General features: G+C 60.0%; 20 protein-coding genes. 5 read left to right on the top strand and 15 right to left on the bottom strand.

Annotation, left to right across the window (positions count from 1 at the left end):
- Position 1: 1 nt before the first annotated feature.
- The 10 genes from truA to leuC all read right to left on the bottom strand — a co-directional run bounded on the left by truA (position 2) and on the right by leuC (position 12,847).
- Positions 2-790, bottom strand: coding sequence for a tRNA pseudouridine(38-40) synthase TruA (truA, locus tag DKK66_RS14365; protein ID WP_131359259.1), 789 nt, complete (start codon positions 788-790; stop codon positions 2-4).
- Between the two features lie 198 nt (positions 791-988).
- Entirely contained in the window at positions 989-3,670 is a 2,682-nt protein-coding gene (locus DKK66_RS20355; protein WP_207389787.1) for a FimV family protein, read from the bottom strand.
- A 152-nt stretch (positions 3,671-3,822) separates the two neighbouring features.
- Entirely contained in the window at positions 3,823-6,168 is a 2,346-nt protein-coding gene (locus DKK66_RS14355) for a FimV/HubP family polar landmark protein (RefSeq protein WP_242673500.1), read from the bottom strand.
- A 153-nt stretch (positions 6,169-6,321) separates the two neighbouring features.
- Positions 6,322-7,323: an aspartate-semialdehyde dehydrogenase gene (locus DKK66_RS14350; RefSeq protein ID WP_131359257.1), complete on the bottom strand. Its 1,002-nt coding sequence runs from the start codon at positions 7,321-7,323 to the stop codon at positions 6,322-6,324.
- A gap of 139 nt (positions 7,324-7,462) precedes the next feature.
- Positions 7,463-8,569 (bottom strand): aspartate-semialdehyde dehydrogenase, encoded by a 1,107-nt coding sequence (asd, locus tag DKK66_RS14345; protein WP_082086297.1) that lies wholly within the window; start codon positions 8,567-8,569, stop codon positions 7,463-7,465.
- Between the two features lie 142 nt (positions 8,570-8,711).
- Positions 8,712-9,776 carry a 3-isopropylmalate dehydrogenase gene (gene leuB, locus DKK66_RS14340; protein WP_045845218.1) on the bottom strand — a complete coding sequence of 355 codons (1,065 nt, stop codon included), beginning with the start codon at positions 9,774-9,776 and terminating at the stop codon, positions 8,712-8,714.
- Between the two features lie 44 nt (positions 9,777-9,820).
- The gene (locus tag DKK66_RS14335) at positions 9,821-10,582 is read right to left on the bottom strand and encodes a class I SAM-dependent methyltransferase (RefSeq protein ID WP_131359255.1); all 762 of its coding nucleotides are present in this window, start codon (positions 10,580-10,582) and stop codon (positions 9,821-9,823) included.
- A gap of 13 nt (positions 10,583-10,595) precedes the next feature.
- A complete protein-coding gene (gene leuD / locus DKK66_RS14330) occupies positions 10,596-11,240 on the bottom strand; it encodes a 3-isopropylmalate dehydratase small subunit (protein ID WP_045845220.1) in 645 nt (214 codons plus the stop codon).
- Positions 11,241-11,266: 26 nt separating this feature from the next.
- Positions 11,267-11,419 carry an entericidin EcnAB gene (locus DKK66_RS14325; RefSeq protein ID WP_131359253.1) on the bottom strand — a complete coding sequence of 51 codons (153 nt, stop codon included), beginning with the start codon at positions 11,417-11,419 and terminating at the stop codon, positions 11,267-11,269.
- 21 nt (positions 11,420-11,440) lie between these two features.
- Entirely contained in the window at positions 11,441-12,847 is a 1,407-nt protein-coding gene (gene leuC / locus DKK66_RS14320) for a 3-isopropylmalate dehydratase large subunit (protein WP_131359251.1), read from the bottom strand.
- A gap of 240 nt (positions 12,848-13,087) precedes the next feature.
- Between leuC and DKK66_RS14315 the strand changes: the two genes are divergently transcribed.
- Positions 13,088-13,867 (top strand): helix-turn-helix transcriptional regulator, encoded by a 780-nt coding sequence (locus DKK66_RS14315; protein ID WP_131359249.1) that lies wholly within the window; start codon positions 13,088-13,090, stop codon positions 13,865-13,867.
- Here DKK66_RS14315 and DKK66_RS14310 read toward each other — a convergent pair.
- Genes DKK66_RS14310 through DKK66_RS14300 form a run of 3 tightly spaced genes read right to left on the bottom strand, consistent with a single transcriptional unit; the run spans position 13,854 to position 16,153 of the window.
- Positions 13,854-15,035: an MFS transporter gene (locus DKK66_RS14310; RefSeq protein ID WP_131359247.1), complete on the bottom strand. Its 1,182-nt coding sequence runs from the start codon at positions 15,033-15,035 to the stop codon at positions 13,854-13,856. The two genes, DKK66_RS14315 and DKK66_RS14310, sit on opposite strands and share 14 nt — an antisense overlap.
- A 57-nt stretch (positions 15,036-15,092) precedes the next feature.
- Positions 15,093-15,503, bottom strand: coding sequence for an RNA-binding S4 domain-containing protein (locus DKK66_RS14305; RefSeq protein WP_062789956.1), 411 nt, complete (start codon positions 15,501-15,503; stop codon positions 15,093-15,095).
- Positions 15,500-16,153, bottom strand: coding sequence for a fumarylacetoacetate hydrolase family protein (locus tag DKK66_RS14300; RefSeq protein WP_131359245.1), 654 nt, complete (start codon positions 16,151-16,153; stop codon positions 15,500-15,502). Before DKK66_RS14300 ends, DKK66_RS14305 begins: the two co-directional genes overlap by 4 nt.
- A 447-nt stretch (positions 16,154-16,600) precedes the next feature.
- Between DKK66_RS14300 and DKK66_RS14295 the strand changes: the two genes are divergently transcribed.
- Positions 16,601-18,301: a PHA/PHB synthase family protein gene (locus DKK66_RS14295; RefSeq protein WP_370303009.1), complete on the top strand. Its 1,701-nt coding sequence runs from the start codon at positions 16,601-16,603 to the stop codon at positions 18,299-18,301.
- An 82-nt stretch (positions 18,302-18,383) separates the two neighbouring features.
- A complete protein-coding gene (locus DKK66_RS14290; RefSeq protein ID WP_045845227.1) occupies positions 18,384-19,565 on the top strand; it encodes an acetyl-CoA C-acetyltransferase in 1,182 nt (393 codons plus the stop codon).
- A gap of 217 nt (positions 19,566-19,782) precedes the next feature.
- On the opposite strand, the gene DKK66_RS14285 is transcribed toward DKK66_RS14290, so the two are convergent.
- Entirely contained in the window at positions 19,783-20,130 is a 348-nt protein-coding gene (locus DKK66_RS14285) for a YkgJ family cysteine cluster protein (protein ID WP_045845228.1), read from the bottom strand.
- A gap of 75 nt (positions 20,131-20,205) precedes the next feature.
- On the opposite strand from DKK66_RS14285, the gene DKK66_RS14280 reads away from it, so the two are divergent.
- Both DKK66_RS14280 and DKK66_RS14275 read left to right on the top strand, forming a co-directional pair.
- Complete coding sequence (locus DKK66_RS14280) at positions 20,206-21,423, top strand: alkaline phosphatase family protein (RefSeq protein ID WP_242673499.1); 1,218 nt, start codon at positions 20,206-20,208, stop codon at positions 21,421-21,423.
- Positions 21,424-21,481: 58 nt separating this feature from the next.
- On the top strand, positions 21,482-21,862 hold the full coding sequence (locus tag DKK66_RS14275) for a putative zinc-binding protein (protein WP_131359241.1): 381 nt from the start codon (positions 21,482-21,484) through the stop codon (positions 21,860-21,862).
- On the opposite strand, the gene DKK66_RS14270 is transcribed toward DKK66_RS14275, so the two are convergent.
- Positions 21,854-22,912 (bottom strand): hypothetical protein, encoded by a 1,059-nt coding sequence (locus DKK66_RS14270; protein WP_131359239.1) that lies wholly within the window; start codon positions 22,910-22,912, stop codon positions 21,854-21,856. The genes DKK66_RS14275 and DKK66_RS14270 overlap by 9 nt on opposite strands.
- Positions 22,913-22,951: the final 39 nt, after the last annotated feature.

The following is a 22,951-nucleotide window of genomic DNA, read 5'->3' as shown; positions in this document are numbered from 1 at the left end:
TTCATCTCCACAAAGCCAGGCGCGCCGGTTCAGCCAGCGTCGGCAGGGCAAACTGCGCGGGATAACCCACACCGGTCAGGTACAAACCGTCCGGCATGAAGGTGGGCGGTGCCCGGGTACGGTCCCGTGCGGCCAGCAGGGCTTGCAAGTCGGCCTCATCCAGGCTGCCCTTGCCCACATACAGCAGCGCGCCAACGATATTGCGCACCATGTGGTGCAGGAAGGCATCGGCCATCAGGTCAAAGCGGATCAAACCGCCCTGCTCGCTGACATCCAGCTGCTGCAAGTTCTTCACCGGGCTCTTGGCCTGACATTCGGCAGCACGGAAGCTGGAAAAGTCATGCTGTCCCAGCAAGCACTGTGCTGCACAGCGCATGGCATCCACATCCAGTTGCTGGTGATACCAGCCTACCTTGCCAGCCAGCAGACAGGGGCGTACCGGATGAGTCAGCAGGAAATAGCTGTAGGAACGCGAAAAAGCGGAGAAGCGGGCGTGAAAGTCGTCAGACACCTCACGCGCCCACACCACAGCCACTTCGTGCGGCAGCAGCGCATTCACGCCACGCACCCATGCCGTCAGCGGACGTACCGTCTGCGTATCGAAATGCACCACCTGCATGGCGGCATGCACACCGGCATCGGTACGGCCAGCGGCCAGCGTTGTAATTTCATGACCGGCAATCCGGCTGATGGCCTGGTTCAGTTTGTCCTGAACGGTATTGCCATGCGGCTGAGTCTGCCAACCGGAGAATGCCCGACCGTCATACTCGATGCCGAGCGCTATTCTCATGCCCACACCTTCACTAGCAAACATCGCACAGTCCGGGTGGCTAACCCAGGCTGCAAGTATTCAAAGCATCAACTCTACCCTATCCGGCAGGGTTTACGCCATGTTGACATGCAAGAAGCCGGCAAGGCAGCGTTGCCGGGCGGGCCATGAAAAACGGGGATGCTGTTGCATCCCCGTATCTGTTGCGCGCCCCGGAAGCTAGACAGTCTGCCCGGCTTCCTTCATCAGCGCTTCGGCAGTTTCCTTGTCGCCCATTTCCAGATACAGCTTGGCCAGCTCCATCTTGTCATTGGCTTCAGACTGCGGTGTTGGCGCTACTGCCTGCGGTACCGGTTTGCTGACCGGGGCCTCCGGTGCTGACGACGCGGGGAGCTCGGACAGGAAATCCATGTCCAGCATGGGTTCCGGTGCCTGCTTTACCGCATTTTCCAGCTCCTGCTCACCCAGGGAAGCAAAGGCATCCAGTCCGCTCAGCGGGTCATTATGCTCGGCGGCGGGTGGTAATGGTGCCGGGCCTGCCGGTGGTTTTTGCAGGAACTCCGTATCCAGTGCCGGCTCTGGCGGCGGTTCCACGGCTCCCAGTTCGGTAGCCAGATCAATCCCGCCTTCCGCGGCCACGGCAGTCGCCGCGGTGTGCTCAGTGGCAGGCGTCAGTCTGACCGGTTGCAGGTCTATCGGGCTGGCCACCGCCACTGGCTGCATATCGAACAAGGGGTGCTCCGGTGCCAGGGTACGGCCCAGCTCACACACCCGCATCCACAGCGTGCTGTCCTTGCCAAAGATGCCGCGCGCCGTGGTGGCCTCGGCAATGAAACCATCCTTGTCCGGCATCATGGCCAGCACTTCCAGCAGTTTGTAGCGCAAATCCTGCCGCATGGGTTCACGCACCAGACCTTCGCGCAAAATGTCCAGCGCCTGATCAAGCCGACCATAAGCCAGATACACCTCGGCTTCGGCAATCAGGTCGACCGAAGCCAGATCGATACCCTCGCCGCGCTTGATGCCACTCATCAGTGTGGTCAAGGGGCCCATGGTCAACATCGAAGGATTATCCGCTGCGGGCAAGGGCTCGGCAGGCAGCTGCTCGGCTTCCTGTTTGTTGCGGCGTCTGCGCTGGGCCAGCAACAGGCCGGACAAACCGATTACCGCCGCACCACCTGCCAGGGCTGCGGTATTGTCATGCAAGACGGCCAGCACATCATCCACCAGGAAGCTGGCTGGTTTTTCCGTCTCAGGCGCCTTGCTGACGACAGGCTTGGCTGGCGTGGCTGCCTTGCTGGCTTCTGCATGCGGCGCCGAAGCGACTACGGGCTGCGCTGCTGCTTGCGGCGCAGATGCTGCAGCATGGCTGACTGCGGGCTCGGCAGCAGCCTGACTGGCAACCGGCTTGTTCTGGGCTGCAATGGCTGCAGCACTGGCCTCTGCAGCCTTGGCCAGTTGCATGATGCGAATCTTTTGTTCCAGTTCTTGCGCTTTTTGTTGTGCCTGCTGCAAGACCTGATCCTGACGTTGCAGGATATTTTTCAGCCGAGCCTCTTGCTCATTGGTTGCAGCACCCGGACTGACGCCCTTGATGGCGGAAACCTGTGGTGCCGATGCCGCCGAGGCCGATGCAGCTGGCTTGGCCGTTGCTGCCGGCACTTTCACCATGGGCTTGAGACTTACCGCATCGGGCGGCACAACCGGCTTGGCCGGAGCCTCATGCGGAGTGGCTGCTGGCGCGGCCACCGGTGCCGCTGGCGCTGCAGCCGCCACCGGCTTGCCAAGAGGCTTTTCTTCCCCCTCGGCTTGTTTCAGCTGATGACTGGCCGGTGCTGCGGCCAGATGCCATGCCGCCGGATATTTCAACGCGGTACCGGCACGCAGGCGATTGACATCACCGCCGATGAAGGCATCGGGATTCCCCTCATACAAGCGCCCTGCCGTTTCAACGGCCGAACCGCCACCTTTCATGCGGGAGGCAATGCGCGACAGGGTATCGCCATGGCGCACACGATAAACCTTCAAGGGCTGTACCTGAGTGGCGGCAAGCTTGCTGTCAGGCGCAGGCGTGACGGCATGTTCTTCTACCGTGTAGCCATTGGGATCGAGCAACAGGGTATAGCGCTTCTGGGCATGTACATTGGCAGCCCCTACGTCCAGCCGGAAGGCAAGTACAGGCTCATTCAGCGGGCGGGTACTGCGCAGCTGCAATACCGACTTGTCGGCCACACGAGTCAGCTGGTGCGAGATGGAGGCAATCAGCTGGCTCTGCTCGGCACTGGGGCTGCCTTGCAAGCTGTCGGCGGTGAGCGCCACATGGATATTGTCGGTTTGCCTTGCAGCAGTGCCAAACAACTCCAGCTCGGCCACCAGTGGTTCGCCCAGTTTGGAGTTCACTTTCAGCTGCCCCAGGCCCAGGCTGCCCAGCCGCGGCATCTGGTCCGGTGCCACCACCGACTTTTTGACGGTATCGTCGTGAGCCGGCTGCTTGTCCTTGCGCGGCGGACCATCGCGCAGATAGTCCACTTCAAACTCACGCACCAGACGACCGGCCGGCCAGCTCATTTCCACCGCAAAGCGCAACAAGGGCTCATCGAAATGGCTGGGCCCCTTGACCAGAATCTTCTGAATACTGCCGTCAGGCTTGCGAATGGCCGAGAACTTCAGCACCGGTGCCGACTGGCTATAGGTAGAAACCAAGGGATATTTGTTGCGATCAGCCAGGCCCACCAGCACATTCCCTTGCGGATCTTCGTCCATCACCGGGATTTCTGCCTCGAAGGGCTGGCCCTCGGAAGACAGGACGTGAATGGGCCCCAACCCTGCCAGCGCCGATCCTGCGGCACCCATACCGGCCAGCAACAGGGCCAGCAAGGTCATGCGATGTGTTGAAGCCATGATGCGGACTTCCCTGATTCCTGCTCTGGCAGGTTTTATTACGAATGAACTACCCGGCTTAAACGTGCGCTTGCATCAGGCAAACGGAAAATGCCGGGCGGCACCATGGCACCGCCCGCTACACAAACTAACCAGTCAGTACACTGCAGACATCATGCACTGATCTTGGCCAGCAAAGCCTCGGCTTCCTCTTTCAGGCTTCCTTGCGCCTCACCGACCAGGTCCTGCAGTACTTCACGGGCACCGTCGCGGTCGCCCATGTCCAGATATACCTTGGCCAGATCAAGCTTGGTGGACAACGGATCATCCAGCAGCATGCCATCAGCGGCTGGAGCAGGCTCCACCACTGGTGCTGGTGCTGCCGGTGCAGGCGTGGCCGCTACCATGTCCTCATACAAGGATTCAAATCCATCGCTGGCAGGCGAGGCTGCCGGAGCCGCTGCCGGCTGCGGCGCAGCCTTGCTGGCTACTGGCTCGCTAGCCACGCTATCCAGATTGAAATCAAAATCGAGGAGATTGGTCTCGGCTTCCGGTTCCGCTGCCGGTTTTTCGGCGGCTGTAGGTGCCGGTGCTGCCAGCTCGGCGTCCAGATCGAAGTCCAGCATATTGGAAACTTCGGCCGGTTTTTCCGCTACAGTTTCTTCTTCAAACAGTGCAGCACGCAAAGGATCTTCCGCACCTTGCGGGGCAGCAAGCGGCTCGGGTGCCGGGCTGGCGGTAACAGGCTCGGCAGCGCCAAACAACTCCTGGTCCAGATCGATCAATCCATCACTGGCAGGTGCGGGTGCTTCGGCAGGCAGTTCATCAGCAGCCAGTTGATACAGCGCATTGGTAGGATCGATTCCCAGCCCCATGGCCGCAACCTTGGCCCATGCCTGGCCCTTGCCGTCGGTGCTGGCGTGGAACTCCCGTGCCAGCTTCTCGAAGTTGGCAGTATCAGGACGGGCAGCATACAGTTCCAGCAGTTTTTGCCGCACTTCCTGACGGGACGGATCCTTGGCCAGCGCATCCTTCAGGATTTCCTCAGCCTGCGCATCACGGCCATAAGCCATATACACTTCGGCTTCGGCTACCGGGTCCACTTCGGCCGCATCAATCGCACCGGACGACTGGGTAAAATTGGTCATGAAAGAATGACCGCCACTGACCGAGCTGGGGCCACTACCCACAGCAGAACGGCCCAGCACGGCATTGCTGGCCTGGGTGGAAAGCTGAAGGGAGGAACCGGATGCAGCCTTGCGGCGACGGGAGATCAGCACGCCCAGAGCGCCTAGCAGACCGACACCGGCAACCCCGCCGCCAATCAACGGCAGGTTGTCAATCAGGCCATCCAGCCAGGAACGCTCCGGCGGCGGCGGGGGCGGCGCTACCGGCTTGGGCGCAACTACCGGTTTGGGTGCCGGCGCAGCAACCGGTGCCGGGGCAACAGCCGGCGTGCTTGCAGTTGCATCGACGACGGGAGCGGATGCAGCCGGTACCGCAGAAGCAGCTTGCGATGCCATGGGCTTACCGCTTTGCAGCGACTTGAGTTGTTGTTCCAGGGCGGCAATGCGCGCTTCTGCATCTTTCAGCGACTGTTCGCGCGCAGAAACCTGTTGTTCCAATACCGACAGCTTGCCATCAGGCTGTGCACCGGCAGCCTCGGCAGGCACCAGTTTCAGTACATCACCATTCTTGCCCTTGGCTGCTGGCGGCGCTTTGGCCACTGCCGCTGCAGGCTCGGCAGCCGGAGCAGCCGCAGGTGCAGCAGTGCCATCCGCATGCAGGATGCCATTGACTTGCTCGGCGCTCAGCGCCTTGATCTTGCCGGCAGCGGGCACCTTCATGGTGACACCGGCCTTCAACTTGTTGGGATTGCCATCATTGAACGCATGCGGATTGGCTTGTACCAGGGCCGCCATGGTTTGTTCAGTCGTGGCGCCAGCCGGCTTGATGCGTGCGGCCATGCCACGCAGGGTGGAGCCGGAGCGGGTTTGCACCACACCGGGGGTGGCGGCAGCGGCATGTGCAGCCTTGGCCTGTTTGCCGGCATAGCGACTGGAAAGATTGTCCTCGGCATACTGCGGCATGTCCTGCACGATGGACTTGGCTTGTGGCGCGTTATAGCTGGCAGGATCCAGCAGCACCGTGTATTCGCGGACCGAACGGCCAGAACTGGTCTTGGCTTCTACCACAAACCTCAGGTAAGGGTCGTTGATGGGTGTGGCAGAGCTTACCCGGATGACTGCACCACGTGCAGAAGGGACAACATGAAAGCGCAGTGCCGACATGCTGCCGCTGTAATCGACATTCAAGTCCCTGAACGTATCCGGACTGGCCAGCCCGATACGCGCCGTTTCCAGCTCGCTTGCGCGCACGCCGGTCAACTCGATATCTGCGTGAAAGGTCTCCCCGAGGTAGGATCGCACATTGATCCTGCCAAGACCGGCCCATACATTTGCCGAACACAGCATGGCTACTGCCAGTACGCTCAGCTTGAATTTTGCCTGATTATTCACAGTCTACCTTCCGGCACTCATTTATCTTGATTTTATATCGCCTGCTCTACCCGCACAGGCACAAAACTGGCAACTAGTGCCATATTAGGCCCTAGCCAAGCTTTTAGCTAGATAACATAACAAGAAAACCCCGGATAACCCGGGGCTTTACATTTATTCAAACAGTCCTGCTTTATACAAGGACTCGGCCAGCAGAACACAGTTGAGTGCGGCCCCCACCCGGACATTGTCGGCAGCCAGCCAGAAACTGATGGAATTTCCGGTTTTGCGCAAACGGCTAATCCAGACGCCATCATTACCGGTTGCTTCCATCGGGGTAATGTAACCGCCGTGCTGATCTGCCGAAATCAATTGCAAGCCGGCTGCCAGCAAACGATTACGTACCTGGGCCAGATCAATATCACCCGCCACTTCCAGGTTTACCGACCAGGCATGGCCAAAGAATACCGGCACGCGAATACAACTGGCCTCCACTTGCAGTTCGGGTTGCTGCAGCAGACGGCGCAATTCGGCACTCAATGAGCGTTCTTCATCCGAATGACCATCGGCATCGGCATCGCCAATCTGCGGCAAGACATTAAAAGCAATGCGCTTGGCAAAAACGGTATTTTCGGAATCCCGCTGTGAAAACAGCGCGGTGGTTTGCTCGGCCAGTTCTTCCAGCGCCTTCTGCCCTGCACCGGATACCGACTGATAGGTGGAAACAGTCAGACGACGCGGCTGCAATGGCAGCAAGGGTTGCAGCGCCATGGCCAGCGGGGTGACGGTGCAATTGGGTGCAGCCACCAGCGCACCGGCTTCCAGCCCTTCGAGCTGGCTGCCATTGACCGAGGGCACCACCAGCGGCACTTCCGCATCCAGCCGGTAGGCATCGCTGAAGTCAATCACGGTCACGCCTGCGGCGCGGGCTTGCGGGACATATTCGCGCGCAACAGCGCTGCCGGCGACAAAAATGGCCAGCGCCACATTTTCGAAACCGAATTCATCAAGCTGGCGGATGTCCAGTTCCAGATTGCCATAAGCAACGGTAGACGCCTCATGTTCCGGGCCATCAACGGCAAACACACGTTCTGCCGGGAACTGGCGTTCGGCCAGCAGTTCGAGAACAGATTGGCCAACTAGGCCAGCGGCACCTACTACAGCAAGCTGCATCATCCGAATAAATCCTTACATTCCTGAAAAGGCTGATATTACCTCAGCCAATAGCAAAGGGCGCATGAAGCGCCCTTTGCAGTGTAGTCGACAACGGCAGATTACCGTCTGAAAAAAAGCGTTGCGACTATTTTAACCCGAATCAGCGTTCGATGAGGATACGCAACATGCGGCGCAGCGGTTCGGCCGCGCCCCACAGCAGCTGGTCACCAATCACGAAAGCGGACAGGTACTCACCACCCATGTTCAGTTTGCGTACGCGGCCGACGCCCACTTCCAGGCCACCGGTGATGGCGGCCGGGGTCAGTTCCTTGACGCTGATTTCGCGGTCGTTCGGCACCCATTTCACCCAGTCGTTGCCAGACTTGATGATGGCTTCGATCTCTTCCAGCGGCAGGTCTTTCTTCAGCTTCACGGTCAGTGCCAGGCTATGGCAGCGCATGGCACCGATACGTACGCACAGGCCGTCAACCGGAATGGTGGCGTCGGTACCCAGAATCTTGTTGACCTCAGCCTGACCCTTCCATTCTTCCTTGGACTGGCCGTTGTCCAGCTGCTTGTCGATCCAGGGGATCAGACCACCAGCCAGCGGGGCGCCGAAGAATTCGGTCGGCACATCTTCGCGGATGGCAGCAGCCACCTTGCGGTCGATTTCCAGAATGGCGGACGACGGGGTAGCCAGTTCGTCAGCCACGGCAGCGTGTACCACGCCCATGCCCTTGATCAGTTCGCGCATGTGGTTGGCGCCACCACCGGAAGCTGCCTGGTAGGTCATGGAGGAAACCCACTCCACCAGACCCTCACGGAACAGACCGCCCATGCCCATCAGCATGATGGAGTTGGTACAGTTGCCGCCGATGTAATCTTTCACGCCCTTGGCCAGTGCGCTGTCGATCACATTGCGGTTGACCGGGTCCAGCACGATGACGGCATCGTCAGCCATGCGCAGGGTGGAAGCGGCGTCGATCCAGTAGCCAGTCCAGCCGGCGGCACGCAGTTTCGGATAGATGTCGCTGGTGTAATCGCCGCCCTGACAGGTGACAATGGCGTCCATTGCCTTCAGTTCGTCGATGTTCTTGGCGTCTTTCAGCGCCGGTACATCACGGCCGATGTCCGGGCCTTTGCCGCCGACATTGGAAGTGGTGAAGAACACCGGTTCGTTGATGACAGCGAAATCGTTCTCTTCACGCATACGTTGCATCAGCACGGAACCAACCATGCCACGCCAGCCTACAAAGCCTACTTTCACGGGTTTCTCCTGGGATCTGTCTCTAAAGTTGCGATTGGCCCGTTAACGCAAGCGCCAGCGGGCCAAGTATTTTTATTACCCCATTGTGCAGCGCGATAGCGCAGGTGGCAATGGGGTCAACCCTATCAGGGTGAAGTTTTTTTTACAGCGCTGCCACCACTGCGTCACCCATGCCGGAGCAGCTGACTTTCTGGCAGCCTTCCTCATAGATGTCACCGGTACGGTAGCCTTGGGCCAATACTTTCTTGACCGCATTTTCCACGCGCTGGGCGGCTTCTTCCTGGGCGAAGGTGTAGCGCAGCATCATGGCGGCAGACAGAATGGTGGCCAGCGGGTTGGCCAGGTTCTTGCCGGCGATGTCTGGGGCGGAACCGTGCGAAGGCTCGTACAGGCCCTTGTTGTTCTGGTCCAGCGAGGCCGACGGCAGCATGCCGATGGAGCCGGTGAGCATGGAGGCTTCGTCGGACAGGATGTCGCCAAAGATGTTGCCGGTCACCATCACGTCGAACTGCTTGGGGTTGCGCACCAGCTGCATGGCGGCGTTGTCCACATACATGTGACTCAGCTCTACCTGCGGGTATTCGCGCGCCACGTCGATCATGATTTCTTTCCAGAACTCGGTGGTTTCCAGCACATTGGCCTTGTCCACCGAACACAGCTTCTTGTTGCGCTTCATGGCAATGCCGAAGGCAACGTGAGCGATGCGGCGCACTTCGCTTTCGCTGTAGCGCATGGTGTTGAAGGCTTCGCGTTCGCCCTGCTCGTTCACACCCATGCCGCGCGGCTGACCGAAGTAGATGTCACCGGTGAGTTCGCGCACGATCATGATGTCCAGACCCGACACTACTTCCGGCTTCAGGGTGGAGGCATTGGCCAGTTCCGGGTACAGGATGGCCGGACGCAGGTTGGCAAACAGGTTCAGGTCCTTGCGGATGGCCAGCAGACCGCGCTCGGGACGCAGCGGGCGATCCAGCGTGTCGTATTGCGGGCCGCCTACCGCGCCCAGCAATACGGCGTCGGCTGCACGGCACAGCTTCTGGGTGAATTCCGGATACGGCACGCCGTAGGCATCGTAGCCAGCACCACCCAGCGGGGCTTCTTCCAGCTCGATCGGCAGGCCGTCCTGACGCAGTACATCCAGCACGCGACGTGCCTGGGCAATGATTTCCGGACCAATGCCGTCACCCGGCAATACGGCGATTTTCATGATTTATCCTTTGCTGTCTCTGATTACTGAGTATTTTGAAATCTTCACGCCGCCCACAGCACAATCACGTCGACGGTAAAGCTGCCATCGGCCTCGATGGCGTAGTAGTCGCGCACTTCCTGCCCCACCGACTGCTGCAACAGGCGAATGGCCTCGCGCAGGGTTTGCGGTGTGCGCATGCGCTCCACCCACACGCCAAATTCCAGCCGCAGCTTTTGCCGCGTCACCTGCTGTACTTGCCAGCCGGCACCGCTTAACGCAGCCAGCCATTCGGCCATGGCGTAGTTGTGGACATGGCTGGTATCGCGCAGTACTTCCACTGCTTGCAGATAGGTATCCAGCAGCGGCTGGCCGGGCGACATCACGTCGATGAAGGCAAGCTTGCCACCGGGTTTGAGTACCCGGCGCGCCTCGCGCAGCGCGAGGCCCAGATCACCCCAGTGGTGGGCGGAGTAGCGGCTGAACACGAAGTCGAACTCACCATCGGCAAACGGGAGTTGTTCGGCCGCGCCTTGCCGGGTGGTGAGCGTGCCAAGGCCACGGGATGCCGCCTCGTCCGCCACCACCTGCAGCATGCTGGCGGACAAGTCGTAAGCCACTACGCTGGCAGCGTATTCGGCCAGCTGGAAGCTGACATGGCCGGCACCGCAGCCCAGGTCCAGCACCCGCGCAGCACCGTGCTCGCGCACGGCTTGCTGTAGCTGGGCAAACTCCGCGCCCTGGGCGTGTACCTGGCTGTGCAGGTAGGCTGCCGCCTGGGCACCGAATTGTTGCTGGACGTGTTCTGCGTGTGCGCTCTGGCTCATGTCATTCTCCTGTTCAGGCCTGGTGGAACAACCAGGGCTGGGACTGGCGGCGGGCCGCCTCGTAAGACTTGATTTCTTCCGCGTGCTGCAAGGTGAGGCCGATCTCATCCAGACCACCCAGCAGGCAGTGCTTGCGGTGCTCGGTGATGTCAAAGGCAAACGACTGGCCGGACGGGGTGGTGATGGTCTGTGCTTGCAGATCCACCGTCAGGCGGTAGCCTTCGCTGGCTTCGCATTCGCGGAACAGCTGGTCCACCACCTCAGCCGGCTGCACGATGGGCAACAGGCCGTTCTTGTAGCAGTTGTTGAAGAAGATGTCGGCAAAGCTGGGGGCGATCACCACGCGGAAGCCCTGGTCGTCCAGTGCCCACGGCGCGTGTTCGCGGCTGGAACCACAGCCGAAGTTTTCGCGCGCCAGCAGCACTTGCGCACCGGCGTAACGCGGGAAGTTGAGCACGAAGTCCGGATTGAGCGGACGTACGCTGTTGTCCATGCCCGGTTCGCCATGGTCCAGATAGCGCCACTCGTCGAACAGATTGGGGCCAAAGCCGGAGCGCTTGATCGACTTGAGAAACTGCTTGGGGATGATCGCGTCGGTATCGACATTGGCGCGATCGAGCGGGCACACCAGCCCGTCAAGTTTGTTGAATGCTTTCATGAGATTCTTTCCGAATCAGGCTGCCCTTACTGGGCAGCGTTTTCGATGGCCTGACCGGCCTTCTGGATGCCATGGCCGACAGCCTGGCCGCCTTGTCTGAGGTCTTCACCCGCGCCGTGTAAGGTATTGCAGGCAGACAGCAGGATGGTCACAAACAGGCTGAGTGCAATTTTTTTCATGGATGAATTCCTTTCGCAGAATTAAAGCTGACGGATGTCAACAAAATGGCCGGTCACCCCTGCCGCTGCTGCCATGGCTGGGCTCACCAGATGGGTACGCCCACCCTGCCCCTGACGGCCTTCGAAGTTGCGGTTGGAGGTGGAGGCGCAGCGCTCGCCCGGTTGCAGACGGTCGGCATTCATGGCCAGACACATGGAGCAACCCGGCTCGCGCCATTCGAAACCTGCCGCGATGAAAATCTTGTCCAGCCCTTCGGCCTCGGCCTGCGCCTTCACCAGACCGGAACCCGGCACCACCAGCACTTGCTTCACACTGGCTGCCTTTTTACGGCCACGCGCTACCGCAGCGGCTTCGCGCAGGTCTTCGATGCGGGAATTGGTACAGGAGCCGATAAACACGATGTCGACCGGAATGTCTTTCACCGGGGTATTGGCAGTCAGACCCATATAGGCCAGCGCGCGTTCAATACTGCCCTTCTTCACCGGGTCGGCTTCGGCAGCCGGGTCCGGCACGATGCCGTCGATATCGGTCACCATTTCCGGCGAGGTGCCCCAGGTCACTTGTGGCTTGATGTCGCTGGCGTCCAGCTCCACCACGGCGTCGAAATGCGCGCCTTCATCGGAATGCAGGGTGTTCCAGTAAGCCACGGCAGCATCCCACTGTGCACCGGTGGGGGCAAACGGACGGCCCTTGACGTAGTCGATGGTCTTTTCATCCACCGCCACCATGCCGGAACGGGCACCGGCTTCGATGGCCATATTGCACAAGGTCATGCGGCCTTCCATCGACAGGCTGCGAATAGCCTCGCCACCGAATTCGATGGCATAGCCGGTACCGCCGGCGGTGCCGATCTTGCCGATGATGGCGAGCGCCACGTCCTTGCCGGTAATGCCGGCAGGCAGCGGGCCATTCACCTTCACCAGCATGTTCTTGGACTTCTTGGCTACCAGGCACTGGGTGGCCATCACGTGCTCCACTTCCGAAGTGCCGATGCCGTGTGCCAGCGCACCGAAGGCGCCGTGGGTGGAGGTGTGACTGTCACCACAGACCACAGTCATGCCCGGCAGCGTGGCGCCTTGCTCCGGCCCCATCACATGCACAATGCCCTGCCCCTTGTCCTTGAACGGGAAGTAAGCCAGCGCGCCAAAGGACTTGATGTTGGCATCCAGGGTTTCCACCTGCTGACGGGAGATCGGGTCCTTGATGCCTTCGTCCCAGTGGTCGGTCGGGGTGTTGTGGTCGGCGGTGGAAACCACCGAATCCACACGCCACAGGCCGCGACCGGCCAGTTTCAGGCCTTCAAAGGCTTGCGGGCTGGTGACTTCATGCACCAGATGGCGGTCGATATAAAGAAGAACCGTGCCGTCGGCCTCTTCCCGCACTACATGGCTGGACCAGAGCTTGTCGTAAAGAGTTTGTGCTGTCATGGCTTCCTGCTCGTGAAATGGCGGTTGCAACACCACCGGTTTGCCGGATACAAGGCAGCCATTCTGTCACGCTGATCATTACCGCCACAAGGCTGTCCTGCTTGCCCTGGCCGTTGTGCGCCACAGTGTTTGGCTGCTGTTGGCACACATCATCGCGCAGCTTTTTTCCTAGTACAAGATAAGCATTTATACTAGTACTGGCACTACCACGTTAAAGTGGAAATTCAATCAGGAATCAACATGAGCCAGAGCAAAACCACCAGCCCGCTGGGCGAATTCATCCGCGCCCATCGCGAACGGGTCAGCCCGCAACAGGCTGGCTTGCCAGCAGGCAGCCGACGCCGCGCCAAGGGCTTGCGGCGCGAGGAAGTGGCTGCCCTGTGCGGCATCAGTCCCACCTGGCTGACCTGGATTGAACAGGGGCGCAGCCAGTCGGTATCCGCCCCCACCCTGTCACGTCTGGCCGATGCGCTGCTGCTGACCCATGCCGAGCGCGATTACCTGTTCAAGCTGGCCGGACTGAAAAACCCGCAGGACAGGCCTGTCGAACGCAACCCACAATCCCGTCAGGCCTTGCGTGACGCGGTAAATGTCATCGGTGCACCGGCTTATGTACTGGATGCCAACTGGGATGCGCTGGCCTGGAATACACTGGCGGCCGAATTGTTCAGCGGCTGGCTGGACCAGCCGCTGACACGGCACAATTTGCTGGACTTCATGTTTTTGCGAACCGAGTCACGCCAGCTGGTGGAAGACTGGCCGGTACGGGCGCGGCGCATGGTGGCAGAGTTTCGCGCCGATGCGGGTGAGCGGCTGGAAGAAAACAGCATCCGGCAATGGCTGGACACCCTGCGTCAGGGCAGTACGGAATTCGATACGCTGTGGCAGCAGCATGACGTGCAAGGCCGTGAAGGCGGCGAGCGCGCCTTCAACCATCCGCAGCGCGGCCGCCTGGTGTATCAGCAGCTGACGCTGAATCTGGCTGCAGCACCGGAATTGAAGCTGATCATGCTGCTGTAGGCTTGGCGCAGGGTTCCGGACGCAACCAGCGCAGGCATACCAGCACACCCAGCACGGCAGCCACTACCGACATGCCAAACGTCGGCAACATGCCGCCATGCGGCCACAACAAACCGCCAACCAGCCCGCCGGAACTGCCGCCCACACCAAACGAGGCGATGATGTACAAGCCTTGCGCCCGGCCCTGGTGCTGCTGGGCAAACAGGCGGTGAATCAAGCCCACCGAAGTGGCATGGTGCAGGCCGAAGGTCAGCGCATGCATGCTTTGCGCCAGTACTGCCAGCACCGGCTGTTCCACCGCGCAGGCAATCAGCACAAAGCGCAAAACCGCGGTCAGCAGCGAGGCCAGCATCAGCCGCTCCAGCGAAAAGCGCCCCATGATGCGCGGCATCAGCAGGAACACCAGGATTTCGCTGATCACCCCTACCGACCACAACAAGCCGATGGCACCCTTGTCATAACCGGCATGGCGCAGGCCGATGGAATAAAAGGTGTAATAAGGCCCGTGGGCATAAGCCATCAGGAAGCAACAGGCAAACAAGGCCAGTACGCGCGGCTGGCGCAAGGTCTGCCAGATCGGCCCGGCCGCTTGGTGATGACGAGGATTGCTGACATCCGGCACGAACCAGCCAGCCAACACGATGAATGCCAGCAGCAGCAGCAAGGCCCAGGGCAGATTGGCCAGATGAATCAGGTCCAGCACATAACCACCCACCATGGACAGGCAGACAAAGCCGATGGAGCCCCACACCCGTACCCGGCTGTAGCGGCCCGGCTGGGCACGTGTCAGGTAGGCCGTGCTGGCTTCCACCAGCGGCAAGGCCCCGGCCCAGAAGAAATGCGATACCGCCAGACTGGTGAAAATCCACCAGAAGCCATTGCCCAGCCCCACCAGCGCAAAGGCCAGCGCCGAACACAGCGAGGTACTGATGATGATGGCCCGTCGTCGCCCCTGCCGGTCCGCCAGCCAGCCCCAAAAGCCGGGTGCCACGATACGCGCCAGCGTGGACAGTGCCATCAGCACGGAAATCTGCAAGGCAGAGAAAGACAGGGACTCCAGATACAAACCCCAGAACGGGCCGAACAAGCCCTGAAAGGCGAAATAGGCAAAATAGAACAGCGCAAAAGGACGCAGGGAGGGCGCAGCAACAGCAGATGAGGCAGACATCAATACACAATCAGATAAAGCTGCCACCGCCCGGCATCAGCAACGGTGGCATGGTCATTACAGGGAGCCCTTGAAGCGGGAAATATCGCGCCGGGCCTTTTTGGTGGGGCGACCTTCGCCATGCGGAAAGCTGGCATGTTCTGCCTTCAGCAGCAACATGCGCTCTTCGCGCTCAGCCTTGCCCGCTTCGTCTTCCTGATACATCAGCACGGCCTCCTTGGCCGGACGACGCTGGGTGGCCAGTTGCAGCACGGTAATGCGGTATTCCAGCTGGTTGATGCGCAACAGCAGTTCATCACCCTCGCGCACGATGCGCGAAGCCTTCACCCGCTCGCCATTCACCAGCACCCGGCCCAGTTCCAGCGCCTCGTGGGCCAGTTGGCGCGTCTTGTAAAAACGCGCAGCCCACAGCCATTTGTCCAGCCGCACTTTGCCGTCGTCTTCGTCCTGCTCGCGCTGGCGGCTCATGCGCTCACCGTCCAGTCGGCACTTACCACACCGTCCAGTTGCAGGTGCAGCACATCCCCCGCGTGCAGGGCTGCCACGCCTTGCGGTGTGCCGGTGTAGATCAGATCGCCTGCGGTCAGGCCATAAACCTGCGACAGATAACTGATGATGGTGGCCAGCGGATACAGCATCAGGCTGGTATCACCCTGCTGACGGGTTTCACCATTCACTTGCAGGCTGAAGCTGAAGGGCTGGCCAAGATCCACATGGGAACTGCCGACAAAATCGGACACGCAAGCCCCATGGCGAAAGCCCTTGGCCTTGGTCCACGGCTTGCCGCCTTGCTTCGCCTCGCTTTGCACATCACGCGCGGTCAGGTCCAGGCCGATGCCCACGCCCGCAATGTGAGACAAGGCATCCGCAGCGGGAATATCACTGCCATCCTTGCCGATCAGCAACACCAGCTCGCACTCATGGTGCACATCAGCAGAATAGGCCGGCAAACGCATGGGCTGCCCGCTCAGCGTAAGCGCCGAAGTGGGCTTCAGGAACACCAGCGGCTCTTCCTCCAGCTGATTGCCCAATTCAGCCACATGTGCCGCGTAATTGCGGCCAATGCAGAAAATATTGCTGACTTGCTGCGCTACGCCATCCAGCATGACAACGGCCATGATGTACTCCTTACGATTCAAGCGACCGATTATCCCAGATGTAACATGCTTGCGGGAGCTGATTGATAATTATACGTATGTCATCACATGGGCATTCCCTGCTACCATGCCGCCCGCCATGACTGACCTGATGGCCTTTACACGCCAAGGCGGGCGAAACTCCCGTTGGTATTGGGTTAAGGACATGGACATGAATTGTGCATTGCCGCAACAGCCCGACTCCCTGCATGGATTTTTTCATGGCGGCTTACCGCCTCCCGGTGAAATTGTCATACAGTCCTGTTACAGTCAGCAGGTATCCCGACGGTGGCAACACCAAGAGGCCACCCGGGCAGCACGTATCCACCCACCTCTTACGGCATGTTAAGGAGATGTACCTTGACTCAGGAAACGACCGCTTCTCTGGAGAGTTTCTTCTCCAGCCTCTCCGAGGCCAACCAGCAGTGGATGCAGCAGTTTGTCAATTCGATGACCGCAGGCATGCCGCTGGACGCAGCAGCCAATCCCATTTCCGGCGCCTGGAACCAGATGGTGAGCAACACCAACCAGATGCTGGCCATGCAAACCAATCTTTACCAGCAGCAAATGAACATGTGGCTGCAATTCCTTGGCCAGAAACCGGCCGAGGCCGCCGCAGCGCCTGCCGCCAGCAGCGATCGCCGTTTTGCCGCACCGGAATGGAACGAGCACCCGTTCTACAGCTTCCTGAAACAAAGCTATCTGCAAACATCGAAGTGGATGACAGAGCTGGTTGACCAGTCGCAACTGGAAGACGAGTCCAAGGAAAAACTGGCATTTGCCACCCGCCAGTATCTGGATGCCATGGCACCGACCAACTTCATGCTGACCAACCCCGAAGTCATCAAGCGGGCACTGGAAACCAAGGGCGAAAGCCTGGTGGAAGGCATGAAGAACATGGCCGAGGACATCCAGAAAGGCCATATCTCGATGTCGGACGAAAGCAAGTTCGAGATCGGCAAGAACATCGCCACGACACCGGGCGAGGTGGTTTTCCGTAACGAGCTGATCGAACTGATCCAGTACACCCCGACCACCACCGAGGTATACGAAAAGCCGCTGCTCATCGTTCCGCCCTGCATCAACAAGTACTACCTGATGGACTTGCAGCCGGACAACTCCATGGTGCGCCACTTCGTCGCCCAGGGTTACAAGGTATTCCTGATCAGCTGGCGTTCGGCTGTCCCGGAAATGAAGCATTTCACCTGGGAAAGCTATATCGAAAAAGGCGTGATTGCCGCAGCCGAAACTGTCAAGAAAATCACCAAGCAACCAAGCATGAACGCCCTGGGCTTCTGCGTTGGTGGCGTGATCCTCAACACCTCCTTGTGTGTGATGCAGGCCAAGGGCATCAAGCTGATTGACAGCGCCACCTTCATGACCTCGCTGGTTGATCATGCCGATCCGGGTGAAATCAAGGTCTTCATCGACGAAAACCTGGTCAAGAGTCGTGAAGCAAAGATCGCCAGCGGCGGCATTGTCAGCGGCAAGGAAATCGGTCGTACCTTTGCCAGCCTGCGCGCCAACGATCTGGTATGGAACTACGTGGTCAACAACTACCTGCTGGGCAAAACCCCGGCACCGTTCGACCTCCTGTACTGGAACAACGACGCCGTCGATCTGCCGTTGCCGATGCACACTTTCTTCCTGCGCCAGTTCTACCTGAACAATGCGCTGGTGAAGAAAAATGCCATCACCCTGTGCGATGTTCCCATCGACATCAGCAAGCTGGACATCCCGCTGTATGTATTTGCCGCCCGTGAAGACCACATCGTGCCGTGGAAATCGGCCTTCTCCGGCATCAAGTACATGACTGGCGCACCGTCGCGCCGCTTCGTGCTGGGCGCTTCCGGCCACATTGCCGGCTCCATCAACCCGGTCACCAAGGACAAGCGCAACTACTGGGTGAATGAAAACCTGGTGGACGACCCGGAAGTCTGGCTGGAAGGCGCAGAAAGCCGTCCGGGCAGCTGGTGGAAGGACTGGGACAGCTGGCTGGCCCCGCAATCCGGCAAAAAGATTGCCGCGCCCAAAGTGGCTGGCAGCAAGGAGTTCCCGGCGCTGGTAGCCGCACCTGGCACTTATGTCCTGGCCAAAGCCATGCCCAGCACGGTAGCCAGCCTGCAATAATCTTCCGATGCCCGGCACACGCATGCCGGGCACATGCTCCTGACAGGGGCCCCCACCGCAGAACCATAACGGAGAGTTAGCTATGCAAGAAATCGTGATTGTTGCCGCCCTGCGTACCGCTGTAGGCAGCTTTGGTGGTGCACTGTCCAAAGTTCCGGCCCCCGAACTGGGCGCCACCGTCATCAAGGGCCTGCTGGCCCAGACCGGTGTAAAGCCGGAAGACGTGAGTGAAGTGATTCTGGGTCAGGTACTGACCGCTGGTGTCGGCCAGAACCCGGCCCGCCAGGCCTTGCTCAAGGCCGGCCTGCCGATCACCACCCCGGCCACGACCCTGAACGTGGTATGCGGCTCCGGCCTGCGTGCAGTTCATCTGGCAGCCCAGGCCATTGCCAATGGCGATGCTGAAATCGTGATTGCCGGTGGTCAGGAAAACATGTCGCTGTCCCCGCATATCCTGCCGGGTTCGCGTGATGGTTTCCGCATGGGCAATGCCCAGCTGGTGGACACCATGGTGGCCGACGGCCTGACCGATGTGTACAACCAGTACCACATGGGCATTACTGCGGAAAACGTGGCAGAAAAATACGGCATCAGCCGTGAAGAACAGGATGCGCTGGCTCTGGCATCGCAAAACCGTGCCGAAGCTGCCCAGAAAGCAGGCAAGTTCAAGGACGAAATCGTTCCGGTGCTGGTGCCGCAACGCAAGGGCGACCCGGTTGCCGTTGATGCCGACGAATACATCAAGGCCGGCACCACGGCCGAAACCCTGGCCAAGCTGCGCCCTGCCTTCAAGAAGGACGGCACCGTGACCGCCGGCAATGCCTCGGGCATTAACGATGGTGCTGCTGCCGTGATGCTGATGACCGCTGCCAAGGCAGATCAACTGGGCCTGAAACCGCTGGCTGTGATTCGTGGTTACTCCCTCACCGGCTGCGCTCCGGAAATCATGGGTATCGGCCCGGTTGCCGCCACCCGCAAGGCCGTGGAAAAAGCTGGCTGGACCGTGGAAGAGCTGGATCTGGTGGAGGCCAACGAAGCTTTTGCCGCCCAGGCCCTGGGTGTGGCACGCGAGTTGGGTTGGTCTGCCGACAAGGTCAACGTCAACGGTGGTGCCATTGCCCTGGGTCACCCGATTGGCGCATCCGGCTGCCGTGTACTGGTTACCCTGCTGCACGAAATGCAGCGTCGCGATGCCAAGAAGGGCCTGGCTACGCTGTGTATCGGTGGTGGCATGGGCGTGGCGCTGGCAGTGGAACGTCGCTAAGCAAGCACCCAGAGCTGACGACAAAACCGGGCCATGGCCCGGTTTTTTATTGGCACAAAAAAGCCCCGGCATACTGGCCGGGGCAGCTTCGGTCAACCGCCCTGCTGGCTGGCCGAGGTGGAGACAAGACACCAAACAGCGGCTGGATCAGATCGCATGTTCGGCATGGTTTCAGGATAGCTGGTGAAAAATTCTTTCCCAGTCTGAATAGTGGCACTTAGTCCAGTTGCAATGGCGGCAATCCGTTTTGAGCCCGAGCGCGATTACAGGCTTCTTCATACACACCAATGCTGGCACGCGCACCGAACTCACGACACGGCGAAGGGCGGTCGCTGTAAATGCCACAGCTGACCGACTCACCAACCTTGCCAACCAGGGCAATGCAGCGCGGACGCGCATAGTCGGTTCCACGCATGCGCATGATGGTGGAAGTCTCCTCATCGGCCAGGCGTGCCGGCACACGCCCTCCCGGTTCGGTGTCCAGTTCGGAATAGTGAAAACTCACGCGAAAGGCTGCACAGCAGGCACCGCAGCGCTGGCAGATGTTTTGCTCGGCTTGGGTCATATGAAAAAACCAGGGATTCAAGTCGGCACAGTATGCCTGTAAGCTGGCTGAATTTCAGCCGTCATGCGAGCCCCCATGCCCTCTGCACTGAGCCGTTTTTGCCCCGGCAGCCATTGGCCCGACTATCAGGGTGGCAGCCTGCTCAACCTGATGACCAGCCTGAGCCATGAGCTTGGCGGGCCGCAGAGCGGACATGCCAGATTATCTGAACCCTGGCTGTCAGGCATCGGCCAGCACAAGCATGTGGTTCTGGTGCTCATCGACGGGCTGGGCGAGCAGCAATTGCGCACGCTTGGCCCGGACAGCGTACTGCAACGCAAGCAGTGTACGACCTTGAGCAGCGTGTTTCCGGCAACCACGGCTGCAGCCATCACCACACTGCTGACCGGCCAGCCCCCCGCCAGCCACGGCTTGATTGGCTGGCATCTGCATTGCCAGACAATACCGGACAGACAGGAGCACATTGTTGCCCCATTGCCCATGTCGGTACGCTACCCGGATGACAGCACACTGCGACCGGAGCAACTGGCCGCGCAGTTACTGGTCTGCCCGCCTTTGCTGCCACGACTTGGCCGGTCGGCACACATTCTGCAACCGCAGTACATCGCCGATTCACCCTATAGCCTGCACCATGCAGGAAGCGTGCAACGCACCGGCTATCGAGATGTCGATGATGCGTTTGCACAGCTAGCAAGCTGCCTGCAGCAGAGTGATGCGCCGGCGTTCCATTATCTTTACCTGCCTCAGCTTGACAGCCTGATGCATCGCCAGGGCTGTCACTCCCCTGCCGTTCATTCCCTGTTTGACCAGCTGGATACGGCCTTCGCCCAGTTGGTGAACGTGGCGGAGCAGACAGACACTGCCATCATGGTCACCGCCGATCATGGGTTTATCGACACACCGCGCACGCGCATGATCAGCCTGGACCAGGACTTCCCCGCGCTATATGCCATGCTGGCACAACCATTGTCCGGCGAGCGCCGGGCCGTGTTCTGTCATGTCAAACCGGGGCTGAAAAACGACTTCATGCGACAAGCCCAGCAACAGCTGCAAGATGCTTGCTGGGTACTGGACAGCAAACTGCTACTGGAAGATGGAGCTTTTGGACCGGGTGAACCACATCCGCAACTGGCCAGCCGTTGCGGTGATGTCACCTTGCTGGCGCGCGAGGACTGGAGTATCCGCGACACCCTGCCGCAGGAAAGGCCGCTGCACCTGCCAGGCCAGCATGGTGGGGTAAGCGCTGCCGAGATGACCGTCCCGCTGATCCTGCACCTCCCCCGGAAGAGCTAGGCCGGCTTCCTCTTGCGACGGATATCTTGCCGGATGGTATGCGCAGCACAATGGATGCATGACAGCGAACAAATTCCCACTGGTTTACGCCTGTTCCGGCTGCTCCAGCGCCGCGCAGATGGCAAACGACCTTGCATTGCGGCTGGATCGCGAAGGCCTGGCTGAAATGTCGTGCATTGCCGGTGTGGGTGGCGGCGTGCCCGGCCTGGTGAAACTGGCCCAGTCAGGCCGTCCCATTCTGGCACTGGATGGCTGTCGCCTGTCCTGCGTCCAGGCTTGCCTGCGTCAGGCAGGGGTGCAGGCAAACCGGGTTTTGCTGCTGTCAGACCAAGGCGTGGTGAAGTACAAGCATCAGCCTTATGCGGTAAGCCAGGCTGAGGAAGTCTGGCCACGCGTCAAGCTGAGTGCCGAGGTGCTGGCAAGCGGCCAATCAGAATAAGCCGCCCTGCATTTGTTGCTGCTGCAACGCTGCCAGCTCATCGGCAAACTGCTGCTCCAGCTCTTGCACCTGCTGACGCTGGACCTGCACCGGCATCAGTACACGGGAGATGGGTTGCAACTGCCCCATCACCACCTGCTCGAACTGCAAGGCGGTGACATCATCCGCATCCTGGCGTTCATGCAATACACCCATGCGGTTGAGGTAGATGGTTTGTGCTTCAACATGAAAAAAGCGGGCGGGCTGCTCCAGTACTTCGCATACCACATCCAGAATGCCTTCCAGTTCGGCAAGCCGGGCCAATGGCTGTAATTGCTGCTGAAGTTCCGCTTCGCGCTGGCGCAGGCTTTCGGCATCCTCTGGCGACAGGCTGGCCATGTTGTCCGTGCCGCCCGTTGCGTCAATGATCACTCTGCCGGCATGCCCGAAGGTCGCCAGCTTCAACTGGATTTTCTCCAGTTCGGTCTGCAGGTCCAGCCGCATTTGTTGCAGCAATTTGATGCGCCGGTCTATCACCTCCACCAGTACGGCAAGGCCGCGCCGACGGGCACTCTGTTGCAGGTCTTCGGGTGTGGCGGACGGTTCGATCAGCCTATGCTGGTCGAAACTGACAATCTGCTGGGCAACATCACTGCGGACTTCTCCATTATGTTCCACCATGCCAAAGCGCACGGTTTCGCTGCGGCTCATGCTGAGGATGGCCCAGGCTTGATCGCCCTGACTGGCGGATAGGAAAAATGACTGCAAAGACTCACTGCTTTTCAGACAAAGCAGCAGGCTGAGCGGGCTGGAAAACAGCAAACCCAGGCGACGGTCGGTGCTGAAACTGCGCAAGGAGAGCTCTAGCGGGTCAATCCGCTGCCAGGGTAATCCGGCAAGATAATCCAGCGTCAGCCGGACACCAGGCAACAGGCGTTGCTGATAAGCGGGTAACAAGCGCAAGCGCCCGTCACAGCCGTCAATCACCATCTCGATGGCGTGCAAGGCAGTTGCCTTCTCTTGCTGGGACGCCTTGTCCAGCCCCAGTTTTTGCCACAACCAGCCCAGCATCGCTCAACTCTCCTTCAAACAGATCACCGCACCTGGCCC

The sequence above is a fragment of the Aquitalea sp. USM4 genome, from assembly GCF_004328945.1.
GTDB lineage: Bacteria > Pseudomonadota > Gammaproteobacteria > Burkholderiales > Chromobacteriaceae > Aquitalea > Aquitalea pelogenes.
Note: the sequence above shows the minus strand (reverse complement) of the source record. Positions and strands in the feature narration are given on the sequence as shown.